The sequence below is a fragment of the Coleofasciculus sp. E1-EBD-02 genome, assembly GCF_040218245.1.
Lineage (GTDB): Bacteria > Cyanobacteriota > Cyanobacteriia > Cyanobacteriales > Coleofasciculaceae > Coleofasciculus.
The window spans coordinates 46,794-73,637 of record NZ_JAVJQN010000124.1; the positions used below are offsets into that span (position 1 = coordinate 46,794).

Here is a 26,844-nt window from a genome sequence, read left to right on the forward strand (position 1 = left end):
TTAAACAAGGTAACGCCATGACAATAACCATCTCCCCAGATCAAATCGATCGGATTGTGAGTAATCGACACCATGATCCCTTTGAAATTCTTGGGTCTCATCCCGTTGAACGGGAGGGTAAAACAAGCTGGGTTGTGCGGGCTTACCTGCCGAAAGCCGACGCCGCTTGGGTGATTCGTCCCACGGAACGGGAAGAATACCCAATGCAGGCTGTCAGTCATCCTCATTTATTTGAATGTGAGATTGATATACCCGAGTTAGCCAACTATCAACTGCGGATTAAAGAAGGCGAGCATGAACGGGTAGTCTATGATCCCTACGCCTTTCGCTCTCCGCGTTTGACGGATTTTGATATTCACCTATTTGCCGAAGGAAATCATCATCGCATTTACGAAAAATTGGGCGCTCACCCCACTGAATTTAATGGCGTCCAAGGGGTTCACTTTGCAGTATGGGCACCCAACGCCCGCAATGTCTCCGTTATCGGTGATTTCAATAACTGGGATGGACGCGAACATCAGATGCGCCAACTGGGGAACGGGATTTGGCAACTGTTTATCCCGGAAATTGGCGTCGGGGAACACTATAAGTACGAAGTGAAAAACCACGTCGGACATATCTATCACAAGTCCGACCCCTACGGCTTTGAACAGGAAATTAGACCCCAAACCGCGTCAATTGTCAATAGTCTAGACTACACTTGGCACGACGAAGACTGGCTAGAACGCCGTCGCCATAGTGATCCCCAAGAACAACCCATTTCTGTTTACGAGGTTCACTTGGGTTCATGGCTGCATGAGAGTGCCGAGACTCCATCCCAATTACCCGATGGGGAAACTCGCCCCGTGGTGAAAGTCTCCCAGAAACCCGAGGGACGCTTTCTCACCTATCGGGAATTAGCCGAACGCCTGATTCCTTATGTCAAAGAACTGGGCTTCACCCACGTCGAACTCCTCCCCGTTGCCGAACACCCTTATGATGGGTCTTGGGGCTATCAGGTTGCCGGATACTACACCTGCACCTCCCGGTATGGGACTCCCCAAGATTTAATGTACTTCATCGACCAATGTCACCAAAATGATATTGGCGTGATTGTGGATTGGGTTCCCGGTCATTTTCCCAAAGACACTCACGGATTAGCTTTCTTTGATGGTACGCATCTTTACGAACATGCTGATCCTCGCAAAGGGGAACATAAGGAATGGGGAACCTTAGTCTTCAACTATGCCCGGAATGAAGTTCGCAACTTTCTGATAGCCAATGCCCTATTTTGGTTTGACCGATATCATATTGACGGGATTCGCGTGGATGCGGTAGCGTCCATGTTATATCTGGACTACGATCGCAAAGATGGGGAATGGGTACCGAATCAGTACGGTGGTAACGAAAACTTAGAAGCCGCCGACTTTTTGCGCTATCTGAATTATCAGATATTCGGCTATTATCCCGGCATCCTCTCCATTGCTGAAGAATCCACCGCTTGGCCCCTCGTCTCTCGTCCCACTTACCTGGGCGGCTTAGGCTTCAGCTTCAAGTGGAACATGGGCTGGATGCACGATATGCTGGACTATTTTGCCAAAGATCCCCTATATCGTCCCTACCACCAAAATAACGTCACCTTCAGCATCATGTACGCCTTCAGCGAAAACTTCATGCTGGCGCTATCCCATGATGAAGTCGTCCACGGAAAAGGCAACCTGCTGAGTAAAATGCCGGGAGATGACTGGCAGAAATTTGCCAATCTCCGCTGCTTATATGCCTATATGTACACCCATCCCGGTAAGAAAACCCTATTTATGGGCATGGAATTCGGACAACGGAATGAGTGGAATGCTTGGGCAGACTTAGATTGGGGAGCGTTGCAACATGCACCCCACCAACAACTGAAGCGGTTTATGGCGGATTTGAATCACCTTTACCAAAGTGAACCCGCCCTCTATAGCCAAGACTTTTCTCATGAAGGGTTTGAGTGGATTGACTGTAACGATGCTGACAATAGTGTCGTCTCGTTTATTCGCAAGGCAAAAGACTCGGATGACTTTATTGTCACCGTCTGTAACTTTACCCCTCAACCTCATCCCGACTATTGGGTAGGTGTCCCCGAACCCGGTTTCTATGCTGAAATCTTAAACAGCGATGCTGAAAATTACGGCGGTAGCAATATGGGGAATATGGGCGGTCGCTGGACAGGGGAATGGTCTCATCCCCGCTGGTCTTATTACCTTGATTTATGCCTACCTCCCTTAGGCGTTTTGATTTTGAAATTAGACCGGAATAAGTAGTTGGAGAGAGTCATTAGTCATTAGTCATTTGTCCTTTGTAAGGGTTTAAGTGGACGGTGGGCGCACAGCTATGCGCCCCTACCCCCAAAACCCTCTGCGCCCCTCTGCGCGAACCTCTGCGTCCCTCTGCGTTGAAAAAATCTGCCACCGCTTACGGGACAAAAACAAATCTTTTGTTAATTAATTACCAGATAAACATGACAAAAACTGCAACCAAAAGAACACCCATCACCTTAATCGCCGACGAAACCCAAAAACTCCTCGATTGGGCAGATAGCGTTCAACAATCCGACGACACAATATTCCACAAAGCCAAAACATTAGCCACCCGCCTCGGTGCCCATCACCGTGCCGATGGACTCACCGAAATAGGCTTCTGGGCACCGGAATTAGGGGCAGATATGTTCCAACCCAAGAACATTTATCTGGAAGTTCTCACCCCCCTGAACGAAATTGACCCCACCTTACCTAACCAAAAAGTCAAAGTTCATCGGGAACACCTGCAACTGGAAAAACACGGCGAATATTTCTGGGGCGTCGTTTCCGGAATGCGTCCGGGAACCAAAGACCAGATGGGTTCCTTCTATTGGCTAAAATACTTAGATTTTCAGAATGAAATCCAAACCATTAGCGATGTTTTAGCCTATTCCTTACCTTACGGTGTCTACGCCCCCGCCGAACTCTATGACCTAAATCAGTTACAAGAAAAACGCAGCGACTTGGAGTATTTAGGTCAAGGGGACGCCGATGAATCCGGGATTATTCGCGTTCATCCACCGCGTAATATCTTACAGATTCATATCACCACCGCCGCTAAAGAAGGGACACTGGCAGGATTAACCCGCATCTATCAACGGATTGCAGAAAAAATCAACGCCAATGACGCTTTAACCCCAGCCGAACAATGTTACATCGGCTATGATGCGGTGCAACTTCTCCCCATTGAACCCACCGTAGAATATCGGATGGAACATGATTTGGGGCAAGGGTTTTTTATCTTCAATGAAGATGACCTAGACGAAATTGACCCGGAAACCGAACAGGTAGATTACGAAACCGAGGATATTAAAATAACTCTGAAAAAACCAGATATCCAAAACTGGGGTTATGATATCGTTATTTTTGGGTCTTCAGCCACCAATCCCTCTGTCTTGGAAACCCTGCGCCCGGATGAATTAGTGGAGTTTATTAGTACCCTGCACACCTTCCCCACGGGTCCAATCCAAGTCATCTTTGATATTGTGTATGGTCATGCAGATAACCAAGCTTTAGACGTTCTGAATGGGCGCTTCCTGAAAGGACCGAATATGTACGGTCAAGATGTGAACCATCAAAATCCCGTTGTCCGGGCTATCTTATTAGAAATGCAGCGGCGGAAAAATAATTTTGGCGTTGATGGGATTCGCGTGGATGGTGCCCAGGATTTCAAGTTTTTTAACCCCCTATCCGGGCGGGTGGAATATGATGACGCCTACCTGAACGATATGGGCGCAGTGGTGCAAGACATTGGGTCACACCAGCGGCGACTCTTTGCTATTTTTGAGGATGGACGCCCGTGGCCCGCCCAAGGGTGGGAAGAGATTTCCACCTATCGAGATATTGTTGAATTTATGCCCGATGCGTTTCAGTGGGGTCCCTTAATCTTTGCCCATAATACCCCCGGTTTGCAGAAGTTTTGGGATAAGAAATGGCGTCGAGTCTGTGATGTGATGCAGGTTGGCGAAAACTGGATTACTGGGTGTGGAAACCATGATACGTTACGCCGAGGAACCCAAGTCGAACCCGGATTACCAATTAATTGGAATTTGGGGAAAAGTTTACCGGAAGTGTTGAATACGGCGTATAATAATCCGGCTGTGACGCTATGGGTGTATGGGTTTAGTCCCGGTTTACCGATGGACTTTATTAACTGCACCATGGAAGCCGCCTGGGGCTTTTTCCGCAATACTGATGATCGCTATGGGGTGAAAGTGGCGGCGGAAGAAGCAGGATTTTTAGATTGGCAGGTGGAAAAGTATGTGTATAATGACCAAGACAATATTTTTCCCCGGCTGAAGCAAATGGGGTTCCGTAAGATTGATGAATTACGTCAGTTTATGCGCGGACTTTATGACGCCATTGAAGAAACGAATTACGATTTAGAAGAAGTGGCAAGTTTATGTCAGCGTTATTTGGGGGCGGAGTCAGAAAAAGAGGAAGTTAAACAGGAAGCAACAAAGCGGAAATCGGCGGCGCAATTACAGAAGCTGAATGTACCGGAAAAATCCCAGGTGTTGGCGGAGTTAGATGTCGGGAAGCTGAAGGTATTTGCTAGGGCGTTTATGGAAGATATGCACCAAGCTTGTAATGTGTGGAATTATGAGGACTATTTGGTGCCAGAATTAGCGGCGTTTAATTTAACCTTGCGTCGTTTCCGTCATGATCATCCTTGGTTGCGCCATAATTTATCGGGATTGGATCGGTTTAATCGAATTAGTGAGGATAACTACACCCTTTTCTATGGCTTGCGGAGTCAACCTACAGAGGAGGGGGCGAGTGAAACGCCGTATCAGATGGCGATGGTGTCTCACATGGGCGGTGATCCAGTTACGGTGACGCTGGGAGACTGGCTACAACTGGATTTGGACGAATGGCAGATTGCGATCGCGTCTCCGGGATTGGAGGTGAGTGATTTGCGATCGTTTGAGTTGCGAGACACCCAAGCGTTACTGTTAGAACGAGTGAATTAAGGGAAATTTTCGTTCGTAGTAGGCACGAAGCGTGCCTCAAGCGCTAAAGCGCTTACTACAAACTGGAGAAATGGCAGATTGCGATCGCGTCTCCAGAATTGGAGGTGAGTGATCTGCGATCGTTTGAGTTACAAGATACCCAGGCGCTGCTGTTAGAACGAGTCAGACATTAGATGAGATTAGGGCACGATACTATCGTGTCCCTACCGAATCAATTATCCCTAAGCTGTGGTAGGTAACATTGCCGTGTCCGATTCAATCAGTCTTTTGCTATACCATAAACATTTAGAATATCCTGGTTTCTGTCCTCTGATTGCCTCATGAATGAACAACGCTATACAGCATATCTAACGCTGATTAATACCCTATTAACCTGTCCCGGTGGCGAGGAAGGGCGAGTTTTGCAAGATAACTCCGAGTTACTAGACGCCGGGTTAGTGGAAACCATGGCGCTAGTAGTGGATGTGTTGACAGAAAGAGGCGATGAAAAAGGGGCGGAGTTTTTAACGGGGATGGCGAATCAGCTAGGGCAGATTTTGGGATTATCCTCCTCACCCTCGACTCCCGACGCCCAACTTGATTTTCTCAAGCAAGTCTTATCCTCTATTTTGGAGAGTGAGGCGAATCCTGAGGTTATCGATGGGTTAATCCAGAAAAATGTGCATTTGTTGGATGAGAATTTTGCTCAAGTTTTGGACAACTGGGGACAGTCAATTCAGACTCAGATAAAGGCGGAACAAGCCCAAAATCTTGCCTTAATTATCGGTGAATTCAGTAACCGGATTAGGCATTTTCCGTTGGGCGATCAAGTCAAGAATCTGGAGATCGCGATTACGGGGTATCAGGTAGCGCTGAGTATGTTTGCCTGTGATAATCATCCAGGAACCTGGGCATCAGCAGCGCTTCATTATAATCTGGGAACGGCTTACCGTCACCGGATTCCGGGAGAGTTGGCGGAGAATATTGAAAAAGCCATTGCCAGCTATCAAGCGGCTTTAAAGGTTCATACCCGTGAGGCTTTTCCCAGCGATTGGGCAATGACGCAAAATTCTCTGGGTCTTGCCTATAGTAACCGGATTCAGGGAGATAAGGCAGAGAATCTAGAATCCGCGATCGCATCTTATGAAGCTGCCTTACAAGTCTATACCCGTGAAGCGTTTTCCAGCGAATGGGCAAGGAGTCACTATAATCTAGGGAATGTCTATATTAACCGGATTCAGGGAGACAGGGCAGAGAATATAGAACTCGCGATCGCATCCTTTCACGCCGCCCTACAAGTCTATACCCGTGAGGAGTTTCCCCTGGATTGGGCAGATACGCAAAATAATCTGGGTACTGCCTATTTATACCGAATGCGGGGGAAAACAGCAGAGAATATAGAACTCGCGATCGCATCCTTTCACGCCGCCTTAGAAGTTTGTACCCGTGACGAGTTTCCCAGCGATTGGGCGGAGACACAAAACAATCTGGGTACGGCTTACGGGGATCGAATCCGGGGAGAACCCGCCGAGAATCTAGAAATCGCGATCGCATCCTATCACGCCGCCTTGGACGTTTACACTCGTGACACCTTTCCCCAGCAATGGGCAATGACACACAATAATCTGGCGACTGCTTACAGTCACCGGATCAAGGGAGACAAAGCCGAGACTCTAGAAAAGGCGATCGCATCTTATGAAGCTGCCTTACAAGTCTACACCCGTGAGGATTTTCCCAACTATTGGGCAAGTACCCAGACAAATCTAGCGGCTGTTTATTTTAACCGGATTCAGGGAGACAAAGCCGAGAATCTAGAACGTGCCATTGCTATCTGTGAAGAGGTTCTAGACGTTTACACCTTTGAGGCGTTTCCCCTAAATTGGGCAGAGACTCACCATCATTTGGGGAATGCCTACAGCCAGCGAATTTGTGGCGAAAAGGAACAAAATCGAACAAAAGCTATAGCCTGTTATAAAACCGCCCTAGATGCTTACAATCCCGATGATTTTCCTGATCAATGGGCAGATATACAAATCAATCTGGCGGCTATTGAGAGGGACACAATGGAAGGATAAACAATTGTTTGTCTATTCGTCGTATGTTCGTAGCCGCGTCATTAATTAGGGCGCATGTCTATGCGCCCCTACGTTCAGATGCGATATCTCCTGAAATCTTGCACCATTCCAAGGCTTCACCGCCTCTTGCTAAACCTTATCCTGAAGTCGATTCACTTCCTCTGAAGTAAGCTGATTAAATAATGTTTGACATACATCGTAACTAATCAACCAATCACGACTCTATGAATTCAGTGTGGCAACAGGTTACTCTATCCAATTTACGTTTCTATCAGTGGCGCGGCGCTAGCTATTTATATCGCGTCGTGGGATTGCTGCAAGCTTGGCGGCGGGGGAGTTGGCTGCTTCAGTGGGCGGAACCCTTGGGCGCGTTGCTTGTGGCGATTGTGTTTGCGGTTGCGCCCTTTGTCTCTACTGCACTCATCGGCGTGTTGTTAATTGCTTGTGCGGGGTTTTGGCTACTGCTGACTGTCTCAGATGAGAGAGAACGCCCCCAGGTGACACCGATTCATCTGTTGGTATTACTGTATTGGTCAGTTGCCACTGTTGCCACAGCCATGTCCCCGGTGAAAGTGGCAGCCCGTCAGGGATTGGTGAAACTGACGCTATACTTATTACTCTTTGCGCTAATGGCACGGGTACTCAGATCAACCCGTCTGCGTTCTTGGGTAATCGGCGTTTTCCTGCATACCTCGTTAATTGTTAGCGTTTACGGGATACGACAGTGGTTTTTTGGCGCAGAAGCGTTGGCAACCTGGACTGATACTAATTCAGCAGCGGCGGATTTGACGCGGGTTTATAGCTATTTGGGGAATCCGAATCTATTAGCGGGTTATTTGATTCCGGCTGTGGCGTTGAGTTTAGCGGCGATGTTTGCTTGGACGAGATGGCTTCCAAAAGCGTTAGCTTTAACCATGTTTGTAGTGAATTCCGCTTGTCTGGTTCTTACGTTTAGTCGCGGCGGCTGGATTGGTTTTGTCGCCTGTCTGTTTGTCTTCTCCGTTCTGGTCGTGTATTGGTATAGTATCCAATTACCAGAAAAATGGCGTCCTTGGGCAATGCCTGCGATGCTGGGGAGTTGTGCGGCGGTAATTATTCTGGCGGTGCTATTTGTTGAACCAGTACGAGTGCGAGTGGCGAGTATTTTTGCGGGACGGGAAGATAGTAGTAATAACTTCCGGATGAATGTATGGGCGGCGGTGATTGATATGATTCGCGATCGCCCGATTATTGGTATTGGTCCGGGGAATGATGCGTTTAATAAGATTTATCCCTTATACCAACGTCCTAAATATACCGCGTTGAGTGCCTATTCTATCTTTTTGGAAGTGGCAGTTGAAACGGGTTTTATTGGCTTATTTTGCTTTCTCTGGCTACTTGTGGTTACGGTGAATCGTGGTGTACAACAAATTAACCGACTCCGCGCCCTACGGAATCCTCAAGGCTTTTGGTTAATTGCCGCGATCGCAACGATAGCGGGAATGTTGTCTCATGGTTTAGTAGACACAGTTTGGTATCGTCCTCAGGTGAGTACAGTATGGTGGTTAATGGTGGCGATTATTGCCAGTTATTATCTGCCGCCTCAAGCTGATACCTCAACGGCTGTGCAGGATAGCTAGTACCCACATAACTAAGAGGATAAAGCGTTGTGCGATCGCAACCGCTTGTTGATTGGGTAGTGGCGTGGCACACCTTAATTGGTGGATTAGCATTGTAGGGGCGCATGGCGTGCGCCCGGTTTAAACGTCAAATTTATTCCACAATTTTAGCTGTGTCAGTCCAGTAGAGTGCGATACGTTCCTTCGGAACAGGCTTCGCCAACGCGAATTTTTTGTAGAGTGAGTATTGTTGTGATTTTATAGTTGGTTAAATATAGGATACATGACAATAATAAAGGGCGCACGTCGGTGCGCCCCTACTGTCTTAATAATGATAGCGACAAGAAATAATCGTTAGATAATTATCATCTACCGCGTAGACAAGACGATTCGTATCATCAATACGACGTGACCAAAATCCCGATAAATTTTCTTTCAAAGGTTCAGGTTTGCCAATCCCCTCAAAGGGAAGACTTTTAGTTGCCTTGATCAGTTTATTAATCCTCTTAAGAGTCTTCTTATCCTGATTTTGCTAATAAAGATAGTCTTCCCAAGCTTCATCAGTCCAGGCTAACTTCCGATTACTCATCTACTAGATCTTTTTCTGTTACCTGTCCTTGTTTGTATTGGGCAATGGAGCGTTCTAAGTGGGCTGCATTTGCTGGAGACTTTAACAAATGAACGGTTTCGAGCAAACTATTGAAATACTCAAGGGACATAACGACGGCATCATCAGCATCCCGTCTGGTAATTATAGTATAGTCAGCATCATTAACCACCCGATCCAAAATGGCTTTCAGTTTATTTCTAGCTTCAGTAAACGTTACGACTTTCATTCCTAAAAGCTGTCGGCTTAATTGTACAAGTATAGCCTAGCTGATCTGAGTCTAGCAAGAAAGTGGCAGACCTAGCATACAGATCAAAGGCATTGTGCGATACGTTCCTTCGGAACAGGCTTCGCCAACGCGAGATTTTAGTAGACTGAGTATTGTTGTGATCTTATAGCTGGTTAAATATAGGATGCACGACAATAATAAAGGGTGCACGTCTGTGCGCCCCTACCGTCGAACAGGGAAAGATCGCATCCACTGAAAGTAAGCGCGATCGCGTTAGAATAGCAGTCGGTTAATCTGAAGCTGATTTTAGATGTCTTAACGGAGCCGTATTGACTGGATAATTTTCTTTGGTGCCTGTTGGGGCTTCGTGAACGTGCAACCATGTTTTATAATAGAGAATCAAACTTGCTGAAAAACAGGGATGGAAAAAATTAAATTTATTGATTTATTTGCTGGAATTGGTGGATTTAGAATTGCCTTTGAAAGAACGGGCTATGAATGCGTATATTCTTGTGAAATCGATCCCAAGTGTCAGGAAGTATATTTTAATAACTTTTCAGATAAACCCGCAGGTGACATCACAAAAATAGACGTTAATAGTATTCCTGCTTTTGATGTTTTAACGGCGGGATTCCCTTGTCAGCCTTTTAGTATATGTGGTAAAAGAAGAGGTTTTCAGGATACACGAGGTACATTGTTTTTTCGCATTTGCGAAATAATCGCAGCAAAAAAACCTTCGGTTATTCTCCTGGAAAATGTAAAACATTTAATGCATCAAGATAAAGGTAGAACGCTAAAGGTGATTTTGTACTCTTTAGAAGATTTGGGATATAAAGTCAATTATAGTCTGCTGAATTCTAAAGATTTTGGAGTACCCCAAAACCGGGAAAGAATAATTATTGTTGCTACCAAGAACAAAGAATTTAATTTTAATAAATTGAAAACAATAAATTCTAGAGCGAAATTAAGAAATTTTCTATCCGATTCTGATAATTTTGAATATTTAGAGCCGGACAGCTATACCTTAATAGATCAACCCAAACAACAGCAATCGGGATTAATTTTCGTAGGATATCGGAATAATAAGAGTATTTGGAAAAAAGGAGTTAGACCCAATACTCATCATTTATCTAGGGTTCACCATCAACCTAATAGAATTTATTCAGTAGAAGGCATACATCCTACAATACCTTCTCAAGAGACATCGGGGCGATTCTTTATTTATCTTCCTGAAGAAAACGCCGTTCGCAAATTGACGATTAAAGAATGTTATAGGATTATGGGATTTCCTGAGGATTTTAAACTCCACAATAATTTAGGAGAATGTTATAAGCAAGTGGGAAACTCAGTTTGCATTCCCATGGTTTCTGAAATTGCTTATCAATTAAAGGAACAAATATTTATTGGTAGTCAGAAAGAAGAGAATGATAATAATTTTATGGCTAAAAAGGAAGAAAAGTTTATTGAATTACAAATACCGTGATTACGCTTATGAATCACAATAAAAATGAGAGAATAAGGCATTTGCATTTAGGGATCGCAACCGCCTGTTGATTGGGTATTGTGCGATACGTTCTGTAGGAACAGGCTTCGCCAACGCGCGATTTTAGTAGACTGAGTATTGCTGTGATCTTATAGTTGGTTAAATATAGGATGCACGACAATAATAAAGGGCGCACGTCTGTGCGCCCCTACCGTCGAACAGGGAAAGATCGCATCCACTGAAAGTAAGCGCGATCGCACTTCGGGAAAGTATAGATGTGATCGCGTTAGAATAGCAGCAGGTTAATCCAAAGCTGATTTTAGTATGCCAATTACATTGCCACCAGAACTGGAACAGTTTATCAACAATCAGGTTGCTAGCGGCAAGTATGCCTCTACTGATGAAGTCTTCTTGGCTGGTATTAAGCTGCTACAGGAACGAGAAAATCTTTATCAAGGACGATTTGAGGAATTACGCCGCGAGATTATGGTTGGAGTTGAAGAGGCTGAACGAGGCGAATTGTTAGACGCAGAAACCGTTATAATTGGGCTGCAAGAGAAATTGCAACAGCGTCGCGCTTAGGCTAATTGATGAGCAATGTTTGCCGAATTACATCGACAGAAGCCGAGATATAGAGAGTATTATGGACTATCTCGCCCAGAAAGGAAGTATTGAAACGGCAGAGCGTTTTCTTGAGAAGATTGACACGAAGTTCAAAATGCTATCTCAGTTCCCCCGAATGGGACGTCAACGAGATGAACTCTATCCTGGCTTGCGGAGTGTACCGTTAGAGGATTATCTAATTTTTTATCGTCTGGTTATAAATGTAATCGAGGTGATGCGGGTAGTGGGCGGTTATCGCGATCTGGAGGCGCTATTTCGGGAAGATGATCAAGACTAAGCGATCGCATCCACTGAGTCACAAAGGCGATCGCTCTGTGTATATTGGACTTAGGGCAAGAGCATTACAACAGAAAGTATATGTCTACTTATCATGAAGTACGTCGTCTAGCGGAAAACCTTACTCCTGATGAGCAAATGCAGCTGATAGAAGAATTGTTCAGCTTAATTCATCAACGAGTGACTTTAGCACCTAAGCCCAAACGTAGCATCTTGGAGTTGCGAGGGCTAGGTAAAGAAATTTGGAATGGCATGGATGCTCAAGACTATGTTAATCAGGAACGAGACTCATGGAATGGATAGCCCAGTTACAGGGGCAAGTCGTTGGTTTGGATAGTGCGCCACTGATTTACTTTATAGAGGAAAATCCGACTTACTTGGAGATGACTGACGCTTTTTTTGAGGCAATGGTGCGCGGTGAGTTTAGGGTTGTAACCGAGGGTGATAACTTTTTTAGAAGTGCTAGTTTATCCTCTACGGCGAGGGAACACAATACTGGCTCAACAATATCGTGACATCTTGTTTAATGAAGAAGGTTTGACGACTATCGAAGTGTCTGTAGCTATTGCTGAGGAAGCTTCACAACTCCGGGCAGCTTACAATTTGAGAACGCCTGATGCAATTCAAATGGCTACAGCAATTCGTCAAGGTGCTTTGTTTTTTTTGACTAATGATGCGCGTTTACCTTCTTTACCAGGGTTGGCAGTTTTGGTGTTAGAACCCACATTCCGCACTTCATAATGTAATACGTGATGATTACGCCTTGTGGGTAGCTTGGCGAACATAAAAACTGAAAAATCTAAGTATTTATACGTAAAAAGTTCGCCAAGCTATCCAGTTTTTCCGTACTACTTGGCATACTACAACTTGACGTGCGGAAGGTGGGTTAGAAGAATTGAGAGCTTGATTTTTAGTGGAGAGCGATCGAACTTCGGAAAAGATAGACGCGATCGCATACACCGACGCAGAAACGCGATCGCACTTCGGCAATAAATGCCTGGTCTACCATCCTCCAGTAGAGAATAATTTCATATTCCCAATTTAAATTCGTGACAGCTTACAATAGCAGTAGGTCAATCCAAAGCTGATTGCAGATAAGCGTGAATAAATGGAGCTAATTTGCCGTTCATCACATCATCAATTGACGTTGTCTCCACCCCAGTTCGACAATCCCGCACTATCCCCTCTAAGCACTGAGACTCACTAAATTTGGTACACAGATAGTCTCGAACATTTGGGACTTCTGATACTCCTGTAATTAAATCACATCGGATGTTACTAATATCCCCCACACCTTGGGCTTGAGCAATAGCTAACAATTTGCTTTTGAGAAGAATGAGAGCTTTTTCTCTGTTCTGTAGCTGAGATCGCTCCTGTGAAGAGCAAACAACAATTCCTGTTGGAACATGCAAAATCTGCACCAACACACATCTGGAAATAACCCCTGTTATCCTTAAGCATCTAACCTTGGAGGGTATCGTGATTTGTAAGTGTTTCTGAGGAATATCAATCTCACCATCTTCATCTAATAGTGGTATTACTTCCACTGTGACACTCGATATGTACTGCTCCTCACCAGTAAGAAAAAGTGAATTATACCTCAGACTATGTTCTCCTTTTTCTGCTTTGAGATAACCGTAGGCGTAACGCCCAAAAATTTCCAGAGTGAAAGATTCATGGCAATTCCTTGCATTTTCTCCATAATCTCTCTGAATTATATCGATTATATCTATCCCTTGATGAGCCACTGGATATATTATCCTATAGTCTCCCTGAATTACGTCAATTAGACGTATTCTATAGCCATAATTTTCTGCCCATTGAACATACATTCGTACTATCTCTATTACCCAAAATTGAAAATTTTTATCTCTAGATTTTGCCTCAATAATTAGAAAGGCTCCCTTCTGGTCACAGGGATCAGAGAGTAATTGTTGTATTTCCCATTTTTCTAGTTCCCGATTCAGTTGAGCAATCAGTACCTGCGATTCCTGCAACAACTCCTCATCTGTTTCCTGCTCTAGCAATAATGAGGCAGCTTGGAGGTCTTGCCAGCTAACTTGCCACTGCTCAAAATGCTGGAGTTGGAGTCGGTAGTTACTAAGCTGTTGGAGTGCTTCTTGGTAAGAAGGGCTTCTGTTGCTAAGGTCTGGTTGAGTGGCTACCTGCTCTAGGTATTGAATTATTGCTGTCAGTTCAGGATTGTTAAAGACAGTCTCTCACCTTATTTAAACGAGAGGACAAGATTTCTAGCTGTTGCTTGATGTCTGGGACTTGAGTCATGACGTATTTCCTTATCGTAAATTAACGATTCTGTTTTAAGTAATCTTAAATTAAAGTAAAGCTTGAATACTACCAAATGGAATCAAGATTCAGGACAAATCCAGGTAATACTGTTTCCACTGAAAGGGTAGAAGGAGATTCAAGCACTTCAATCTCTTGACCGGGGCGATAAATTTCCACTTGCCGCAGTTTCTGATTAATTAACCAACCTAAGCGGACACCATTCTCTAAATATTCTTTCATTTTATCCTGAGTGTCTTTCAAGCTATCACTCGGAGAAAGTAACTCAATCACAAAATCAGGACAAAGAGGAAGAAATCTCTTTTGTTGCTCAGGAGTTAGGGCATTCCAGCGTTCCAATTTTACCCAGGAAGCGTCAGGAGAGCGATCCGCTCCATTCAGTAGTTTAAAACCACCAGAAGAATCAAAAACTTTACCTAATTTATTTTGCTCGTTCCAGATCCATAATTGAGCAGTTAATCCAGCATTACGGTTACTCGTTTCTCCCCCTACAGGTGGCATGATAATTAATTCCCCTGTAGCAGTACGTTCAAATCTGAGCGTTTCATTGTCCTGACAGAGTTGATCAAATTGCTCATCTGTTAGTTGAATGATTGAGTGTAGGTTGAGGGTTAAAGCAGTCATAGTGATTGAGGAGACATGAAAGCAAGTTATTCGATTACATCCACAAATTTGCGGGATTGTCTTTGTCATCTTCCCACTTAGCCGGATTATTGATAATATAGTCTCGAATTCGGTCTAATGATCCATCAGCGCGAATGATGTGGTCATAAAATCGCGGTTGCCAACCAAAAGATGAATAATTATTCCTTTTACACCACTGACTAACGGCTGCTTTGTATGATCGAATGATGGCACCCAGAGAACCTGCTTTCGGAGACATTTGTGATCTTGCCCGATAGAACTCCGTGTCGCCACGGAATGTAGAGACGTTGCATGCAACGTCTCTACATGATGAATTAGGTTTATTAATAATCACAATGCCATGTAAATGATTGGGCATGACCACATAAACATCTAGATCAGTATTGGCACAATGATGAGGAATATCTGCCCAGCATTGTTGGGCGATTTGCCCAATCTTGGATAGGCGCATTTCTCCTGATATGACATCACCGAAGAAAAACGTGCGATCGCGTGTACAAATGGTGACGAAATACCAGCCATTTGCGCCATAGTCTCTGTGGGGTAATCGGGTGGATTCAACCCGATATTTGCCTTTGTACAGGGTCATGGGTTTGTCCCGATGATGGTGTAGAGACGTTCCATGCAACGTCTCTACATGATGCATTTGGATTGTTAATTGTCACAATACCATATAAATGGTTGGGCAGGATCATGTAGGTATCCAAATCGGGATAGATACTATGATGAGGAATATATGCCCAGAATTGTTAGGCGATTTGCCCCATCTGAGACAGGCGCATTTCTCCTATTATCACATCAGCGCAGAAAAATGTGCGATCGCGTTTACAGATGGTGAGGAGATATCAAACCTTTGCCCCTTGGTGGGTTAATGGGATTCAACCCGATATTTGTTTTGTACAAGATTATGGGTTTTCCCCGATCATTGTGTAGAGACGTTGCATGCAACGTCTCTACAATCGTCATATCACCGACTATAACATCAGCGCAGAAAAATGTGCGATCGCGTTTACAGATGGTGAGGAGATATCAAACCTTTGATCCTTGGTGGGTTAATAGGATTCAACCCAATATTTGTTTTGTGCAAGATTATGGGTTTTCCCCGATCATTATGTAGAGACGTTGCATGCAACGTCTCTACAATCGTCATATCACCGACTATTCTATCCCTTCAATCCGATCCTCAACCTCCTGATACAACTCGCGCAACATTTGCAGATTACTCTCACTCGTCTCCCAATACCCGCGTCCATTCACTTCCAACAACGTGGACACCACCTTGCGGAAGGAATGAGGATTCAAATTCATCAACCGCTTCCGCATCGCTTCATCCTGGATAAACGTCTCATTAGCTTCCTCGTATACCCAGTTATCCACCGCGCCAGCCGTCGCACTCCAACCCATGGTATTAACTAACCGCTTCGAGAGTTCTCGCACGCCTTCATAGCCGTGACTCAGCATTCCCTCATACCATTTCGGGTTGAGTAGCTTCGTCCGCGCATCTAAACGCACCGTCTCCGATAACGTCCGCACCTGGGCATTTGCTGTCGTCGTATCAGCGATATAGGATGCAGGAGTTTTACCATCTTGACGCAGGGTGGATACCACCTTCGTCGGATCAGAATCAAAATAGTGAGACACATCCGTCAAACTAATCTCCGAGGAATCCAGATTCTGGAACGTCGCCTCCGCCGTTTTCAACGACGACTCGAAAATCTGGCGATTCTGTTCCATCGTTCCCGGATTATCTGCACTAAAGGCAAAGGATTTCCGGGTTAGGTACATATCCTGTAACTCGGATTCGCTTTCCCAAGTGCTATTTTCCACCGCCAGATTCACATTCGAGGCATAGGAACCTGACGCATTGGAGAACACCCGCGTCGCCGCTTGGCGCAGATTAATCCCCATATCTTCCGCCTGTTGCATCGCGTGTTTGCGGACAAAGTTCATCTCGTGAGGTTCATCCGCCTCAGCCGCCATTTTCACAGCTTGATCTAACAGATTCATCTGGTTGATAAACAAATCCCGGAATACGCCAGAACAGTTAATCACCACATCTACCCGGGGACGCCCTAATTCTTCCAGGGAAATCAGTTCTAACTTATTCACTCGCCCTAAGGCATCAGGAACGGGTTTCACCCCAACCATCCACATAATTTGCGCCAGGGATTCCCCGTAGGTTTTGATATTATCGGTTCCCCAAAGGACACAGGCAATGGTTTCGGGCCAAATTCCGCCATTTTCCGCCCGATGTCGCGCCAATAAGCGGTCTACGACGATTTTTGCCGATTTTACGGCGGCGGTGGTGGGGATGGATTGGGGGTCAAGGGCGTGGATATTCTTCCCCGTGGGTAATACATCCGGGTTGCGGATGGGATCACCACCGGGTCCAGGAAGCACATATTCCCCTTCCAAGGCTTTCAGCATCGCGCCGAGTTCGTTATCGGCGACGACTTGCTGGAGACAGAATTCCAGATACTCAAATAGGGGCTTAATTGCATCGGAGTCAACCTGACAGTACCCCGCATCAATTAGCGCTTCTATCCAAGGGGTACGCTTCCGCATATTAAAGAAGTTCAGACTCGTCACCTTGGACACCCGCCCCTCGGCATCGGTTTGGGCTTGGACTAACGCCGCCACAGCCGCACGAGTGGCTTGGGTGATGTCTTGGAGTAACTGTACATCCGCTAAGACACCTCGGTCGTTATTTTGATAGATCTCGTCGATATCCCGGTTAAGGCTATTGGCGATAATTCGCGGTAGACTCAGGATTTCTTCCTCTGGACGATCCAGACTAGCAATATTGACTAAAGTCGCGATCGCTTCCTCAGCCGTCGGCGGCTTACCAATTACATGCAACCCACAGGGTAACAGCCGCGACTCAATCTCCATCAGCTTTTTGTAGACTAACCCCACCAGGGTATCCCGTTCCTCTGGGGTCAGTTCACTGGCGTCTTTTTCCGGTAAGGCGATATCTTTATCCAGATTCACCAAGCGGCATTTATCCATAATCGTGTTCACAATCGGAACGCCGCGTCCGGTGTCTTTCAGGGTTTGATACGACCCAATTAATTCATTCAGTTCCTTCAACCCTTTATATAACCCAGCATTCTCCGCCGGAGGGGTCAGGTAGGAAATGGTTTCGGCGTAACTGCGCCGTTTCGCGATCGTGGCTTCACTGGGATTATTGGCGGCGTAATAGTAAAGATTGGGAATCGAACCAATTAAATTATCCGGGTAACAATCCCCGGACATCCCCATCTGCTTACCGGGCATAAATTCCAATGACCCGTGAGTCCCAAAGTGCAGTACGGCATCAGCTTGCCAGAGATGTTCTAAATAGGTGTAGTACGCGGCAAACCCATGATGGGGACTGGCGGAACGGGAGAACAGCAGCCGCATTGGGTCGCCTTCATAGCCGAAGGTAGGCTGCACGCCAATAAACACATTGCCAAATTGCTTACCATAAATCAGTAGGTTTTGTCCATCACTATTTAAATGTCCCGGCGGTGGACCCCAGTTCTCTTCTAAACGGGTGGAGTACGGGGTAAACCGTTCATACTCCATCACTGACATGCGGTAGGCAATATTCAGTTCGGGACTGGCATACTGCGCCTGGGCGTCGTGGATGACTTGTTGCATCAGGGCTTCGGCGGATTCGGGTAAGTCTTCCACGTCGTAGCCGTTATGCTTCAGGGCTTCCATGACTTTATAAATCGACCCGAAGACATCCAGATAAGCGGCGGTACCGACATTCCCCTTATCTGGCGGGAAACTAAACACGGTAATCGCCACCTTCTTATCCAGTTTCGGCTTACGGCGCAGGCTTGCCCATTTCAGCGCCCGCTTCGCCACAGCTTCAATCCGATCCTGAAGGGCGATCGCTTTCCCGGTGGTGCCATCTCGTCCAGATAGGATAATCGGTTCGATCGCGCCATCAAGTTCTGGGATGGCAATTTGCAGGGCTACCTGAATCGGGTGCAATCCCAAATCACTTCCTTCCCACTCTTCTGTGGTTTGGAAGACTAAGGGTAATGCCACCATATAGGGACGGTTGAGGCGTTTTAAGGAGTCGATCGCCTTGGGATGATCTTGTCGCGCTGGACCCCCGACTAAGGCAAATCCGGTCAGAGACACCACCGCATCCACTAGAGTTACATTGGCTTGTCCCTTACTCGTGGGAGTGTCATAGAAAAAGGCATCCACGGGTTTGGAGAAATCCAGTCCCCCGGCAAATACGGGCAGAACTCGTGCGCCCATGGCTTCTAGTTCCTGTACCATTGCCACATAATGGGCATCATCCCCGGTGACGAGGTGGGTGCGTTGCAGGACTAAACCCACACAGGGGGCAAAGGGGTCTTTTAAATCTTCGGAGATATCGTCGCGATTGTTATACCAGGTGAAATACTCTTTGACATCCTCAAACATCTTTGTAGACAGGGGATGCCATATACCCATGTCTGGGTAAACCACCGGGTCTTTAAATTCTAGGGTTTTTCCCTTAAGCACATATTTATCTGCCAGCATTAACAGGAAGTTTTCCAGGTTCTGGGAGGAACCCCCTAGCCAATACTGGAACGACAGCATAAAGTTACGGGCGTCCTGTGCCTTATCGATTGGCATATATTTCAGGACTTTCGGCAGCGTCTGCAATAGTTTCAGCATCCCATCTTGGAAGGATGAGCCTGACTTTTCTTTACGCTTCTTCATGAACTGGGCGATCGCACTCTTGGATTGACCCAGTTGTGCCATGGAGAAGCTGCCTAATTTATTCAGGCGCATTACCTGTGGCATAGAGGGAAATACCACCGCCGCATCCAAGCGATCGCGATGGGGTTGAACGGCGGCGACTACCTTATCCGCTAAGTCTTCGATAAAGATCAGTGAGGCGATAAAGATATTCGCTTGGGCAATATCCTGCTCAAATGCCTCATAGTTTTGCGGATCACGGAGTTCTTCGATTAAGTAGCCACTGATTTCAATGGCAATATCCGGCTGATTTTGATTAATTGAACGGACAGCCGCTGATAAAGCACTTTGATATTGTGGCTCTAGCACGACATAGACCACCTTCAGGACGTGACGATTCTTGGGGTCATCGGGGGTGATGTGACGAATGGTGGACTTGACGTGAGTGAACATGCGGTTCTAGCTCCTTTTGATGCGTGTTCTCTTCTCATTGATAGGGTTCCAGGGAAGTTTGGCTTGGCTTCCCTTGGGAACAATCGGCTTGGCGTTACAGTTAGGGCAACTTTTAGTGGTTTTACCAGAAAATGCTGACCCATGCAGCGTTTTCGCCCTCGTTTGACACAATTCGATAGGAAGTTGCTCAATTTACTTTACATTTATTTACATTCATTGAAGTAATCGCTCTAACTATTTTTTACAAAAATTTACATTTAACTCAAACTGGGCAAAATTATACTCAGTGTTCTAGATGTACTGGAGTACATGTGGGTACATAATATTGGCAATTCTGGTAGACAGGGACACAAAGACACAGAATCCCCAGCGAGGTTAGTGGTTGCGCTGTCTTGGCTAGATGCGATCGCATTTCCACATAAGTGGCGGTACTGGTGCAGACAACCCCGACTCCCAGACGTTCCACTGGAGGAGTAAACCCCTTTTTGCCATGGCGAGGAGAAAGTCGCAGCTACACTTGCCTTGCGTCCGCCTGCGCGGACTAGCATTATAAAGGGGGTGGCTAACCCAGATTTGGTATAAGTCACCTTTCCTTAATAAGTATTTACAATGATAAGATTTTAATAAAATTAACTTTTTAAAGATTTCAATAAAATAGCATTTTCTTTGATCCTTACTCTCAGAATCAATAGGTCAGCCGGGAAATAAATTTCCGGCTGATAGCTAAAGTCAGCTAAAGCTGACTAGACATTTTAACCCGTTTTAACGGGTTTTAGCTTTAAGCCGGAACTTGAGTTCACGGCTTAGTGCTTAACGATGTTAGTGAAACAAAATCAAATTTGATTTTTGTTAAAAATTATATCAAATCAATATTATCTGAATAACCTCTTGCTTAACTACTCCAATAGCATCAGAGTTTCCAGGTTGACAATTCTGACTCCCTCTCTTCTTTAGATCCCTTTCTTCCCACAGGGTAAACCAGCAAATGATTCGCTTTTTCTGCTCCAAAAGATGGCTCGGACGGTTCACAGGAAATCGCTCAACCTTTGAAAGGGGCGGGTTTAGTCGCATCCCTTGTGCAACCGAAAAAATAGTCGTAAAACCCGCCCCTACATGGCGCGTCTCTACAGATTGATCCAAAATAGTCCAAGCGACCCACTACGCCGTAAGATCTAAAACATGATCTATCAACCACCGCGCCCAACGATTCCTGAGAGTACCTGGCACCGTCCAATTGGACAGGGCTGGGAGAATCCCTATACTGTACGCTATGCCAGTAATCTGGATGATGGACCCTGGCATGGTATGCCTTTAGGTGGATTTGGCGCAGGTTGTTTGGGGCGATCGCCACGGGGAGATTTTAATCTATGGCATCTGGATGGGGGAGAACATACCTTTAAATCTTTGCCAGCTTGTCAGTTTAGCGTCTTTGAACAGCCAGAAAACCAAGACGCCCAAGCCTATGCCCTTTGCACCGAACCCCCAGAGGATGGCAGTCTGGGCAAATGGCAATGGTATCCCACGTCGCCTAATGTAGAGACGTTGCATGCAACGTCTCTACCAACGGGAACCTATCACGCCCTTTATCCTCGCAGTTGGTTTGTCTACGAGAATGTATTTCAAACGGAATTAACCTGCCAACAGTTCTCCCCGATTTGGGCAGATTGTTATCAGGAAAGCAGTTATCCGGTGGCGGTGTTTGAATGGACTGCCCATAATCCCACAGATCAGCCGATTACCTTAAGTATTATGCTCACCTGGCAGAATATGGTGGGCTGGTTTACTAATGCGATTAAGCATCCCCAAGTTCAGGTAAGGGATGATGGGAGTCCGGTTTACGAGTATCAACCCCGTTGGGGAAATAGTACCGGGAATTATAATCAATGGATTGTGGATAATTTTCGCGTGGGTTGTCTGTTAGATCGGGTGAGGTTGCGGGATGAGATTGAGGAAGGCGAAGGGCAACTCTGTTTTGCCACGGTGACGAATCCTAGTCAGGAGGTATTCTATCACTGTCGCTGGAACCCCACAGGCGATGGATCACAGGTGTGGAATACGTTTGCCAGTGACGGAAGTCTCAGTGATGTGCAAGATGAAACCCCCGCTGAACCCGGAGAACAAATTGGGGGTGCGATCGCGGTACGGGTGCGACTGCGCCCAGGTAGAACCCGGAAAATCCCCTTTATCCTCGCTTGGGATTTTCCTGTAACCGAGTTTTCGGCTGGGGTTAAATATTACCGCCGTTATACCGATTTCTTTGGGCGCACCGGGAATAATGCCTGGTCAATAGTTCGCACCGCCCTTAAACATTCTGACCTTTGGCAAGAGCGAATTTCATCTTGGCAAAATCCAATTTTACAGCGTCAGGATTTACCCAATTGGTTTAAAATGGCGCTGTTTAATGAACTGTATTTGTTATCGGCTGGAGGTACAATTTGGAGTGCGGCAAATGAGCGCAATCCGGTGGGACAATTTGGGGTGTTGGAATCCTTTGATTATCGTTGGTACGAAAGTTTAGATGTGCGGCTGTATGGGTCTTTTGCTCTAGCAATGTTGTGGTCGCGATTGGATAAAGCGGTACTGGAAGCCTTTGCCCAGGCAATTCCCACGAGTGATGATACACCGCGAATTATTGGATACAATCAAGCCACAGCAATTCGCAAAGCCGCTGATGCCACACCTCACGATTTAGGCGCAGCGAATGAACATCCGTGGGAGAAAACCAACTATACCAGTTATCAAGATTGTAATCAATGGAAAGATTTACCCTGTGATTTTGTCTTGCAGGTGTATCGGACTTTTGTATTTACGGGGTCAAAGGATATTGAATTTTTAGCCGAATGTTGGTCAGCCATTGTCAGGGCGCTGGCGTATCTGAAAACCTTTGATCACGATGGTGATGGGATTCCCGAAAACTCAGGCGCACCGGATCAGACGTTTGATGATTGGCAGTTGCAGGGAGTTAGTGCTTACTGTGGTGGACTATGGTTAGCCGCCTTAGAAGCCGGAAGCGCGATCGCCCAAATTCTCCTAGACAACTACACCTTGGTTTTTTCCATTAATCTACCTGATCCAGAGGTAATTCAACAAACCCTAAACGATTATCAGCAATGGCTACAACAGGCAAAACCGATTTATCAAGAAAAACTCTGGAATGGTCAATATTATCGCCTGGATAGCGACAGTGATTCCGATGTGGTGATGGCAGATCAACTTTGTGGTCAATTCTATGTAAAACTATTAGGATTACCGGATATTGTTCCCGCCGAATGCACCCAGTCGGCATTAAAAACGGTGTACGAGTCTTGTTTTTTAAAGTTCCATAATGCCCAATTTGGTGCAGCCAATGGCGTAAAACCCGATGGTTCTCCCGAATATCCCGATGCGACGCATCCCCTAGAGGTATGGACAGGAATTAATTTTGGACTAGCGGCATTTTTAATTCAATTGGGAATGAAGGATGAAGCATTAAAATTGACAGAAGCAGTAGTGAGACAAGTCTATGAAAATGGGTTACAATTCCGCACCCCGGAAGCGATTACACCTATTGGCACATTTCGGGCAGGTCATTATCTCCGGGCGATGGCAATTTGGAGCGTTTATTTAACCTTAAGCTGAAGTCCCCCGCATAAATTTACTACACAATTGTGTGGATGGGATGAGTACCCTGAGCTTTCTCGCATCGCGTCTCTACATTGCTCCCTCTGCTTCCCCTGCTTCCCCTGCTCCCCCTGCTCCCCCTGCTTTTAGGGCTTAAGTTGACACCAATGGGTTACCAAACCCCTGCCAATAGGCTTGGGGGAAATTGTTTAGTCATAGAAACGTCAATGTTCTGCCCAGTGGCGATCGCTATCCCACAGGGAAAGTAGATTTGGCTTGGGTTGAATTCTGATAACTGGTATACTGCTGACTACCTTACTCAACGTATTCGCGGGAGTCCCCAGGCTACTACGTTGAGCCTGGGGAGGGACAGCGGGACGCCGGAGGGACGGAGGCGTCCAACACATCTCCCCCTAAGCCGAGCATAACTTGCATGAACGTTTAAGCAATTTGATTTTCTTAAGAGAGAATTGTCCAATTCGTTTCCAATTGTGGTCGTATACTGATACATTTTTCGACTTGGTTGTTCGAGTATATCCACCAATCCAACCCCTGTAGGTCTGTCCCGCTTTTTCAGCTTGAACAAAGTCACCGGAACAAAACCCAAACGGTGTTATCGTTCCACCCTTGCGTTTTCGATATTGATTGGGGTTAGGTTTGTGGCTGTCGGGATTCTCGAAGTGAAGCTGACGCCTGTAAACATTGGGTCTAGCTATCACCTTGAAGGGGGCTACAGTGGCAACCACCTCACCATCCCAATAGCCGCCTCGTGCATTACTGGAATGCCATTCTTTCCACTTAACAAAATGACTAGCAGCCAGTGCTACACCATCATTGCTGTGAGTTTCTTCCACAGCTTTTGACTTGTCGGCTTTTTCCTTGGTCAGCTTTAGCCACTGCCTGAGATTGGAGGTTTGCCAGCCGTACTGAGTAGCTGTTGGCGCAAGCTTCTCAAGCCAGGACAACATGACTTTTTGACCTACCATTGCCGGACTAAAACCCTTGTCGCCACGAGCTTTTATGTACTCGTAAACAATGTGAGAGATAGGGAATAATCGCGTCGCTTCCTTGACAACCCGCAGTTCCAGTTGATGGTTAGCCCTGATACTAGGAGGCAGCTTCTTTTGGACTCTGTTGTCAAATCGTTTGGCTTTATGACACCGCTGGTCATAAGGCAGTTTGCGGTTAATTCTGCGTCCACGTCTAGCTCTTCTAAGTATCCGCCTTGCTGTCATCTTTTTGGTGACATTGGGAAACGGAAGAATCAAATGAAGTTTAAGCAAGGTAGCCTTGGAGCTTTGAAGCCCAATACCACTAAACAGTTTGCCAGGATCTATGCCAATAACCACATCTTGAGTTTTCTGTCCAGAGGGTTTATTGAGTAGCTGGATGGCAAAAATGTTCAGGTCATTGGGATAGATTCTTGCCTTCCCATCTTTCAGCCAACGTCTGGCTCTTGAGGGTTTGGTGGGCATTAACGGACACCCATCTGGTGAAATTACAGGTACTCGTTTTACAGTGAGCGAAGCCGAACTGTGCATAGGAGATAATCCTTACAAAAGTTACTTGTTCCTTACCGCCATTCCGATTAAGATGTCCCCTCTTAAGGCGACCCAATCAGGAGTCTTGCAGAGGGCTGAACTAGGAAAATATCCAACCGTGCGTACCCAATCGAAACTCAGAACTTAGTAAAAACTAAGTGCGGTAGACAACTTTTAGAGGAAGCTGACTCTTCCAAGCTCACGGTTCAACGAAGTAACCGTGAGTAGTTGACAACTATTACGCTATCCTTATAGTTAACATGATTGTCGGTACAACAGAAGCGGCTCAAATTTTAAATATCTCTACAGCTCGACTGCGAGTCCTGCTGCTCCAGGGCAGAGTGGAAGGGGCTTACAAGACCGGGACAATGTGGTTAATGCCTCTATTTAATGGCAAACCGCTGATTAAGCGAGGGAAAAGAGGTCCGGCTCCGCGTTGGCGCAATCCCCGAAAGCCAGCGCAAACGATTATTCACGTTAATTCACACAGAATTCGACAGAATCAAAAACATAACTCACATCAGCCGGTGATTACGGTGAAGAAGTGGTGCGACTCTGGGTCGCTGATTGGAGTAAAGGAACAGGCTCCCCAAAAGGGCAATCGGAATATCTATGGTCATGAAGTGGAAATACCGGGAGGATGCCGTGTTGTTTATCGTCCCGATAGTCCCAGATGTGGTGCTAAGGTTTGGATCGAAACGCTTTATGACGTCAGGGTGATTTCTTGGCAGGAAGACGGCTCTGGCTGACTTGCACCCAGTCGCGTTAAAGATAGCAGATAGACAGGAAACGTTTTCTTGATTAATTCGCGATCGCGCCCCCTGGGTGAGTCAGTATTGTTAAGGATATCAGCATTAATTCGCGATCGCGCTCCCTGGGTGTGTTAGATATTAGTAGCTAGCTTGCTGGTTCGCAACCAGAAGGGGAACAATTATTGACGTTATGGTTTAAATGCCGAACAGCTTAGATGTGCGGCAGAGTAAATGTTGTATTTTTTCTAGTACCATTTAATTAAAATAATGTCGCCCATATTTCAATAAAATTGACAAAGTTTAAAATTTATTAATATAAACAGAGAAAATTCGGCTTTCTGTATGAAGATTCAGTAAAGATGTCCTGTTGGCTCATTTTTCCTTGCCGATTACTCCTAATATAAATAACGGATAACGTTTGTGGCTTTCATTGAGTACACGGCTCATGGTGCATCAATCGCCATTCTCTTCAACGACTTCCCCGTCATTAGAAATAACGGGTTCTCGGCAATTCACGGCTTGGTTAACTGAGCAACATCTCAGTCTAGCTTTTACTACCTATCAAGCTGGGAAGGTATTTTTTATTGGAGTACAGCCAACGGGACAATTGTCAATCTTTGAGCGCACGTTTGAGCGGTGTATGGGGTTGTGTGTTCATGGCTCCACCCTTTATTTGAGTTCACTTTATCAGTTGTGGCGATTTGAAAATGTTCTAGAAGCGGGACAAGTTCACAACGGGTATGACTGTCTTTATGTGCCGCAAGTGGGTTATGTGACAGGGGACTTAGATGTCCATGATGTGGCGGTGGTTTATCCCCCCCTAACCCCCCCTTCAAAAGCTCACAAGGGTAGGTTTTTTAAGATGGGGGTTTAGGCAAGACAAGGAAGACAGGTAGACCAGTAGACAAGGAAGAGTGAGAACGAAAAATAGGGCGTTTCGGCTTTTAGAAGTTAGTTTGACCGAACCGAATTCTGTAC

The 26,844-nt window shown here is 45.9% G+C and carries 20 protein-coding genes and 3 pseudogenes; 14 read left to right on the forward strand and 9 right to left on the reverse strand.

The features are described 5' to 3' along the window. Window positions 1-17: 17 nt before the first annotated feature. From glgB to RIC07_RS20405, 5 genes are all read left to right on the forward strand, one after another. The gene (glgB, locus tag RIC07_RS20385; RefSeq protein ID WP_446396115.1) at window positions 18-2,282 is read left to right on the forward strand and encodes a 1,4-alpha-glucan branching protein GlgB; all 2,265 of its coding nucleotides are present in this window, start codon (window positions 18-20) and stop codon (window positions 2,280-2,282) included. A 197-nt stretch (window positions 2,283-2,479) separates the two neighbouring features. Continuing rightward, window positions 2,480-5,011, forward strand: a complete 2,532-nt coding sequence (gene gghA / locus RIC07_RS20390; protein ID WP_446396116.1) for a glucosylglycerol hydrolase — start codon at window positions 2,480-2,482, stop codon at window positions 5,009-5,011. Between the two features lie 62 nt (window positions 5,012-5,073). Next, complete coding sequence (locus tag RIC07_RS20395; protein ID WP_446396134.1) at window positions 5,074-5,184, forward strand: hypothetical protein; 111 nt, start codon at window positions 5,074-5,076, stop codon at window positions 5,182-5,184. A 147-nt stretch (window positions 5,185-5,331) separates the two neighbouring features. Next, window positions 5,332-7,065 (forward strand): tetratricopeptide repeat protein, encoded by a 1,734-nt coding sequence (locus RIC07_RS20400; protein ID WP_446396117.1) that lies wholly within the window; start codon window positions 5,332-5,334, stop codon window positions 7,063-7,065. A 224-nt stretch (window positions 7,066-7,289) separates the two neighbouring features. Then, the gene (locus tag RIC07_RS20405; protein ID WP_446396118.1) at window positions 7,290-8,684 is read left to right on the forward strand and encodes an IctB family putative bicarbonate transporter; all 1,395 of its coding nucleotides are present in this window, start codon (window positions 7,290-7,292) and stop codon (window positions 8,682-8,684) included. Window positions 8,685-8,988: 304 nt separating this feature from the next. On the opposite strand, the pseudogene RIC07_RS20410 reads toward RIC07_RS20405, so the two are convergent. Beyond that, window positions 8,989-9,252, reverse strand: a pseudogene (locus RIC07_RS20410) (Txe/YoeB family addiction module toxin). Beyond that, complete coding sequence (locus RIC07_RS20415; protein WP_446396119.1) at window positions 9,245-9,499, reverse strand: type II toxin-antitoxin system Phd/YefM family antitoxin; 255 nt, start codon at window positions 9,497-9,499, stop codon at window positions 9,245-9,247. The pseudogene RIC07_RS20410 and the gene RIC07_RS20415 overlap by 8 nt, the downstream one beginning before the upstream one ends. A 421-nt stretch (window positions 9,500-9,920) precedes the next feature. Here RIC07_RS20415 and RIC07_RS20420 point away from each other — a divergent pair, with 421 nt between their 5' ends. The 5 genes and pseudogenes from RIC07_RS20420 to RIC07_RS20440 all read left to right on the forward strand — a co-directional run bounded on the left by RIC07_RS20420 (window position 9,921) and on the right by RIC07_RS20440 (window position 12,623). After that, window positions 9,921-10,982: a DNA cytosine methyltransferase gene (locus RIC07_RS20420; RefSeq protein WP_446396120.1), complete on the forward strand. Its 1,062-nt coding sequence runs from the start codon at window positions 9,921-9,923 to the stop codon at window positions 10,980-10,982. Window positions 10,983-11,306: 324 nt separating this feature from the next. Beyond that, complete coding sequence (locus RIC07_RS20425) at window positions 11,307-11,564, forward strand: type II toxin-antitoxin system ParD family antitoxin (protein WP_446338456.1); 258 nt, start codon at window positions 11,307-11,309, stop codon at window positions 11,562-11,564. Between the two features lie 19 nt (window positions 11,565-11,583). Continuing rightward, window positions 11,584-11,883: a type II toxin-antitoxin system RelE/ParE family toxin gene (locus tag RIC07_RS20430; protein WP_446396121.1), complete on the forward strand. Its 300-nt coding sequence runs from the start codon at window positions 11,584-11,586 to the stop codon at window positions 11,881-11,883. Between the two features lie 80 nt (window positions 11,884-11,963). After that, window positions 11,964-12,185: a hypothetical protein gene (locus tag RIC07_RS20435; protein WP_446345341.1), complete on the forward strand. Its 222-nt coding sequence runs from the start codon at window positions 11,964-11,966 to the stop codon at window positions 12,183-12,185. Then, a pseudogene (locus tag RIC07_RS20440) lies at window positions 12,173-12,623 on the forward strand (type II toxin-antitoxin system VapC family toxin). The gene RIC07_RS20435 and the pseudogene RIC07_RS20440 overlap by 13 nt, the downstream one beginning before the upstream one ends. A gap of 332 nt (window positions 12,624-12,955) precedes the next feature. Here RIC07_RS20440 and RIC07_RS20445 read toward each other — a convergent pair. From RIC07_RS20445 to RIC07_RS20455, 3 genes are all read right to left on the reverse strand, one after another. Continuing rightward, window positions 12,956-14,077 carry a PCRF domain-containing protein gene (locus tag RIC07_RS20445; protein ID WP_446396135.1) on the reverse strand — a complete coding sequence of 374 codons (1,122 nt, stop codon included), beginning with the start codon at window positions 14,075-14,077 and terminating at the stop codon, window positions 12,956-12,958. 157 nt (window positions 14,078-14,234) lie between these two features. Beyond that, window positions 14,235-14,810 carry a Uma2 family endonuclease gene (locus tag RIC07_RS20450; protein ID WP_446396122.1) on the reverse strand — a complete coding sequence of 192 codons (576 nt, stop codon included), beginning with the start codon at window positions 14,808-14,810 and terminating at the stop codon, window positions 14,235-14,237. 34 nt (window positions 14,811-14,844) lie between these two features. Next, window positions 14,845-15,420, reverse strand: a complete 576-nt coding sequence (locus RIC07_RS20455) for a transposase (protein ID WP_446340130.1) — start codon at window positions 15,418-15,420, stop codon at window positions 14,845-14,847. A 133-nt stretch (window positions 15,421-15,553) separates the two neighbouring features. On the opposite strand from RIC07_RS20455, the gene RIC07_RS20460 reads away from it, so the two are divergent. Continuing rightward, the gene (locus RIC07_RS20460) at window positions 15,554-15,703 is read left to right on the forward strand and encodes a hypothetical protein (protein WP_446396123.1); all 150 of its coding nucleotides are present in this window, start codon (window positions 15,554-15,556) and stop codon (window positions 15,701-15,703) included. 286 nt (window positions 15,704-15,989) lie between these two features. Here RIC07_RS20460 and RIC07_RS20465 read toward each other — a convergent pair whose 3' ends face one another. Both RIC07_RS20465 and RIC07_RS20470 read right to left on the reverse strand, forming a co-directional pair. Continuing rightward, window positions 15,990-19,973, reverse strand: coding sequence for a magnesium chelatase subunit H (locus RIC07_RS20465; RefSeq protein WP_446396124.1), 3,984 nt, complete (start codon window positions 19,971-19,973; stop codon window positions 15,990-15,992). A gap of 257 nt (window positions 19,974-20,230) precedes the next feature. Continuing rightward, window positions 20,231-20,521 carry a hypothetical protein gene (locus RIC07_RS20470; RefSeq protein WP_446396125.1) on the reverse strand — a complete coding sequence of 97 codons (291 nt, stop codon included), beginning with the start codon at window positions 20,519-20,521 and terminating at the stop codon, window positions 20,231-20,233. A gap of 631 nt (window positions 20,522-21,152) precedes the next feature. On the opposite strand from RIC07_RS20470, the gene RIC07_RS20475 reads away from it, so the two are divergent. Continuing rightward, window positions 21,153-23,591, forward strand: a complete 2,439-nt coding sequence (locus RIC07_RS20475) for a GH116 family glycosyl hydrolase (RefSeq protein WP_446396126.1) — start codon at window positions 21,153-21,155, stop codon at window positions 23,589-23,591. A 206-nt stretch (window positions 23,592-23,797) separates the two neighbouring features. Here the strand turns inward: RIC07_RS20475 and RIC07_RS20480 are convergent, their stop codons facing one another. Both RIC07_RS20480 and RIC07_RS20485 read right to left on the reverse strand, forming a co-directional pair. Continuing rightward, window positions 23,798-23,980, reverse strand: coding sequence for a hypothetical protein (locus RIC07_RS20480; RefSeq protein ID WP_446396127.1), 183 nt, complete (start codon window positions 23,978-23,980; stop codon window positions 23,798-23,800). 6 nt (window positions 23,981-23,986) lie between these two features. Then, window positions 23,987-25,114 carry an RRXRR domain-containing protein gene (locus RIC07_RS20485; protein ID WP_446396128.1) on the reverse strand — a complete coding sequence of 376 codons (1,128 nt, stop codon included), beginning with the start codon at window positions 25,112-25,114 and terminating at the stop codon, window positions 23,987-23,989. A 260-nt stretch (window positions 25,115-25,374) separates the two neighbouring features. Here RIC07_RS20485 and RIC07_RS20490 point away from each other — a divergent pair, with 260 nt between their 5' ends. Together RIC07_RS20490 and RIC07_RS20495 are read left to right on the forward strand one after the other, a co-directional pair. Beyond that, on the forward strand, window positions 25,375-25,863 hold the full coding sequence (locus RIC07_RS20490; RefSeq protein ID WP_446396129.1) for a DNA-binding protein: 489 nt from the start codon (window positions 25,375-25,377) through the stop codon (window positions 25,861-25,863). Between the two features lie 448 nt (window positions 25,864-26,311). Further along, window positions 26,312-26,674, forward strand: a pseudogene (locus RIC07_RS20495) (DUF4915 domain-containing protein); the annotation flags it as partial. Window positions 26,675-26,844: the final 170 nt, after the last annotated feature.

Bases quoted from the DNA above. Each gene is read 5' to 3' on its own strand.
- glgB (WP_446396115.1), top strand. From the start codon at position 18: ATGACAATAACCATCTCCCCAGATCAAATCGATCGGATTGTGAGTAAT.
- gghA (WP_446396116.1), top strand. From the start codon at position 2,480: ATGACAAAAACTGCAACCAAAAGAACACCCATCACCTTAATCGCCGAC.
- RIC07_RS20400 (WP_446396117.1), top strand. From the start codon at position 5,332: ATGAATGAACAACGCTATACAGCATATCTAACGCTGATTAATACCCTA.
- RIC07_RS20405 (WP_446396118.1), top strand. From the start codon at position 7,290: ATGAATTCAGTGTGGCAACAGGTTACTCTATCCAATTTACGTTTCTAT.
- RIC07_RS20415 (WP_446396119.1), bottom strand. From the start codon at position 9,499: ATGAAAGTCGTAACGTTTACTGAAGCTAGAAATAAACTGAAAGCCATT.
- RIC07_RS20420 (WP_446396120.1), top strand. From the start codon at position 9,921: ATGGAAAAAATTAAATTTATTGATTTATTTGCTGGAATTGGTGGATTT.
- RIC07_RS20425 (WP_446338456.1), top strand. From the start codon at position 11,307: ATGCCAATTACATTGCCACCAGAACTGGAACAGTTTATCAACAATCAG.
- RIC07_RS20435 (WP_446345341.1), top strand. From the start codon at position 11,964: ATGTCTACTTATCATGAAGTACGTCGTCTAGCGGAAAACCTTACTCCT.
- RIC07_RS20450 (WP_446396122.1), bottom strand. From the start codon at position 14,810: ATGACTGCTTTAACCCTCAACCTACACTCAATCATTCAACTAACAGAT.
- RIC07_RS20455 (WP_446340130.1), bottom strand. From the start codon at position 15,420: ATGACCCTGTACAAAGGCAAATATCGGGTTGAATCCACCCGATTACCC.
- RIC07_RS20460 (WP_446396123.1), top strand. From the start codon at position 15,554: ATGATGAGGAATATATGCCCAGAATTGTTAGGCGATTTGCCCCATCTG.
- RIC07_RS20465 (WP_446396124.1), bottom strand. From the start codon at position 19,973: ATGTTCACTCACGTCAAGTCCACCATTCGTCACATCACCCCCGATGAC.
- RIC07_RS20470 (WP_446396125.1), bottom strand. From the start codon at position 20,521: ATGCTAGTCCGCGCAGGCGGACGCAAGGCAAGTGTAGCTGCGACTTTC.
- RIC07_RS20475 (WP_446396126.1), top strand. From the start codon at position 21,153: ATGATCTATCAACCACCGCGCCCAACGATTCCTGAGAGTACCTGGCAC.
- RIC07_RS20480 (WP_446396127.1), bottom strand. From the start codon at position 23,980: ATGTGTTGGACGCCTCCGTCCCTCCGGCGTCCCGCTGTCCCTCCCCAG.
- RIC07_RS20485 (WP_446396128.1), bottom strand. From the start codon at position 25,114: ATGCACAGTTCGGCTTCGCTCACTGTAAAACGAGTACCTGTAATTTCA.
- RIC07_RS20490 (WP_446396129.1), top strand. From the start codon at position 25,375: ATGATTGTCGGTACAACAGAAGCGGCTCAAATTTTAAATATCTCTACA.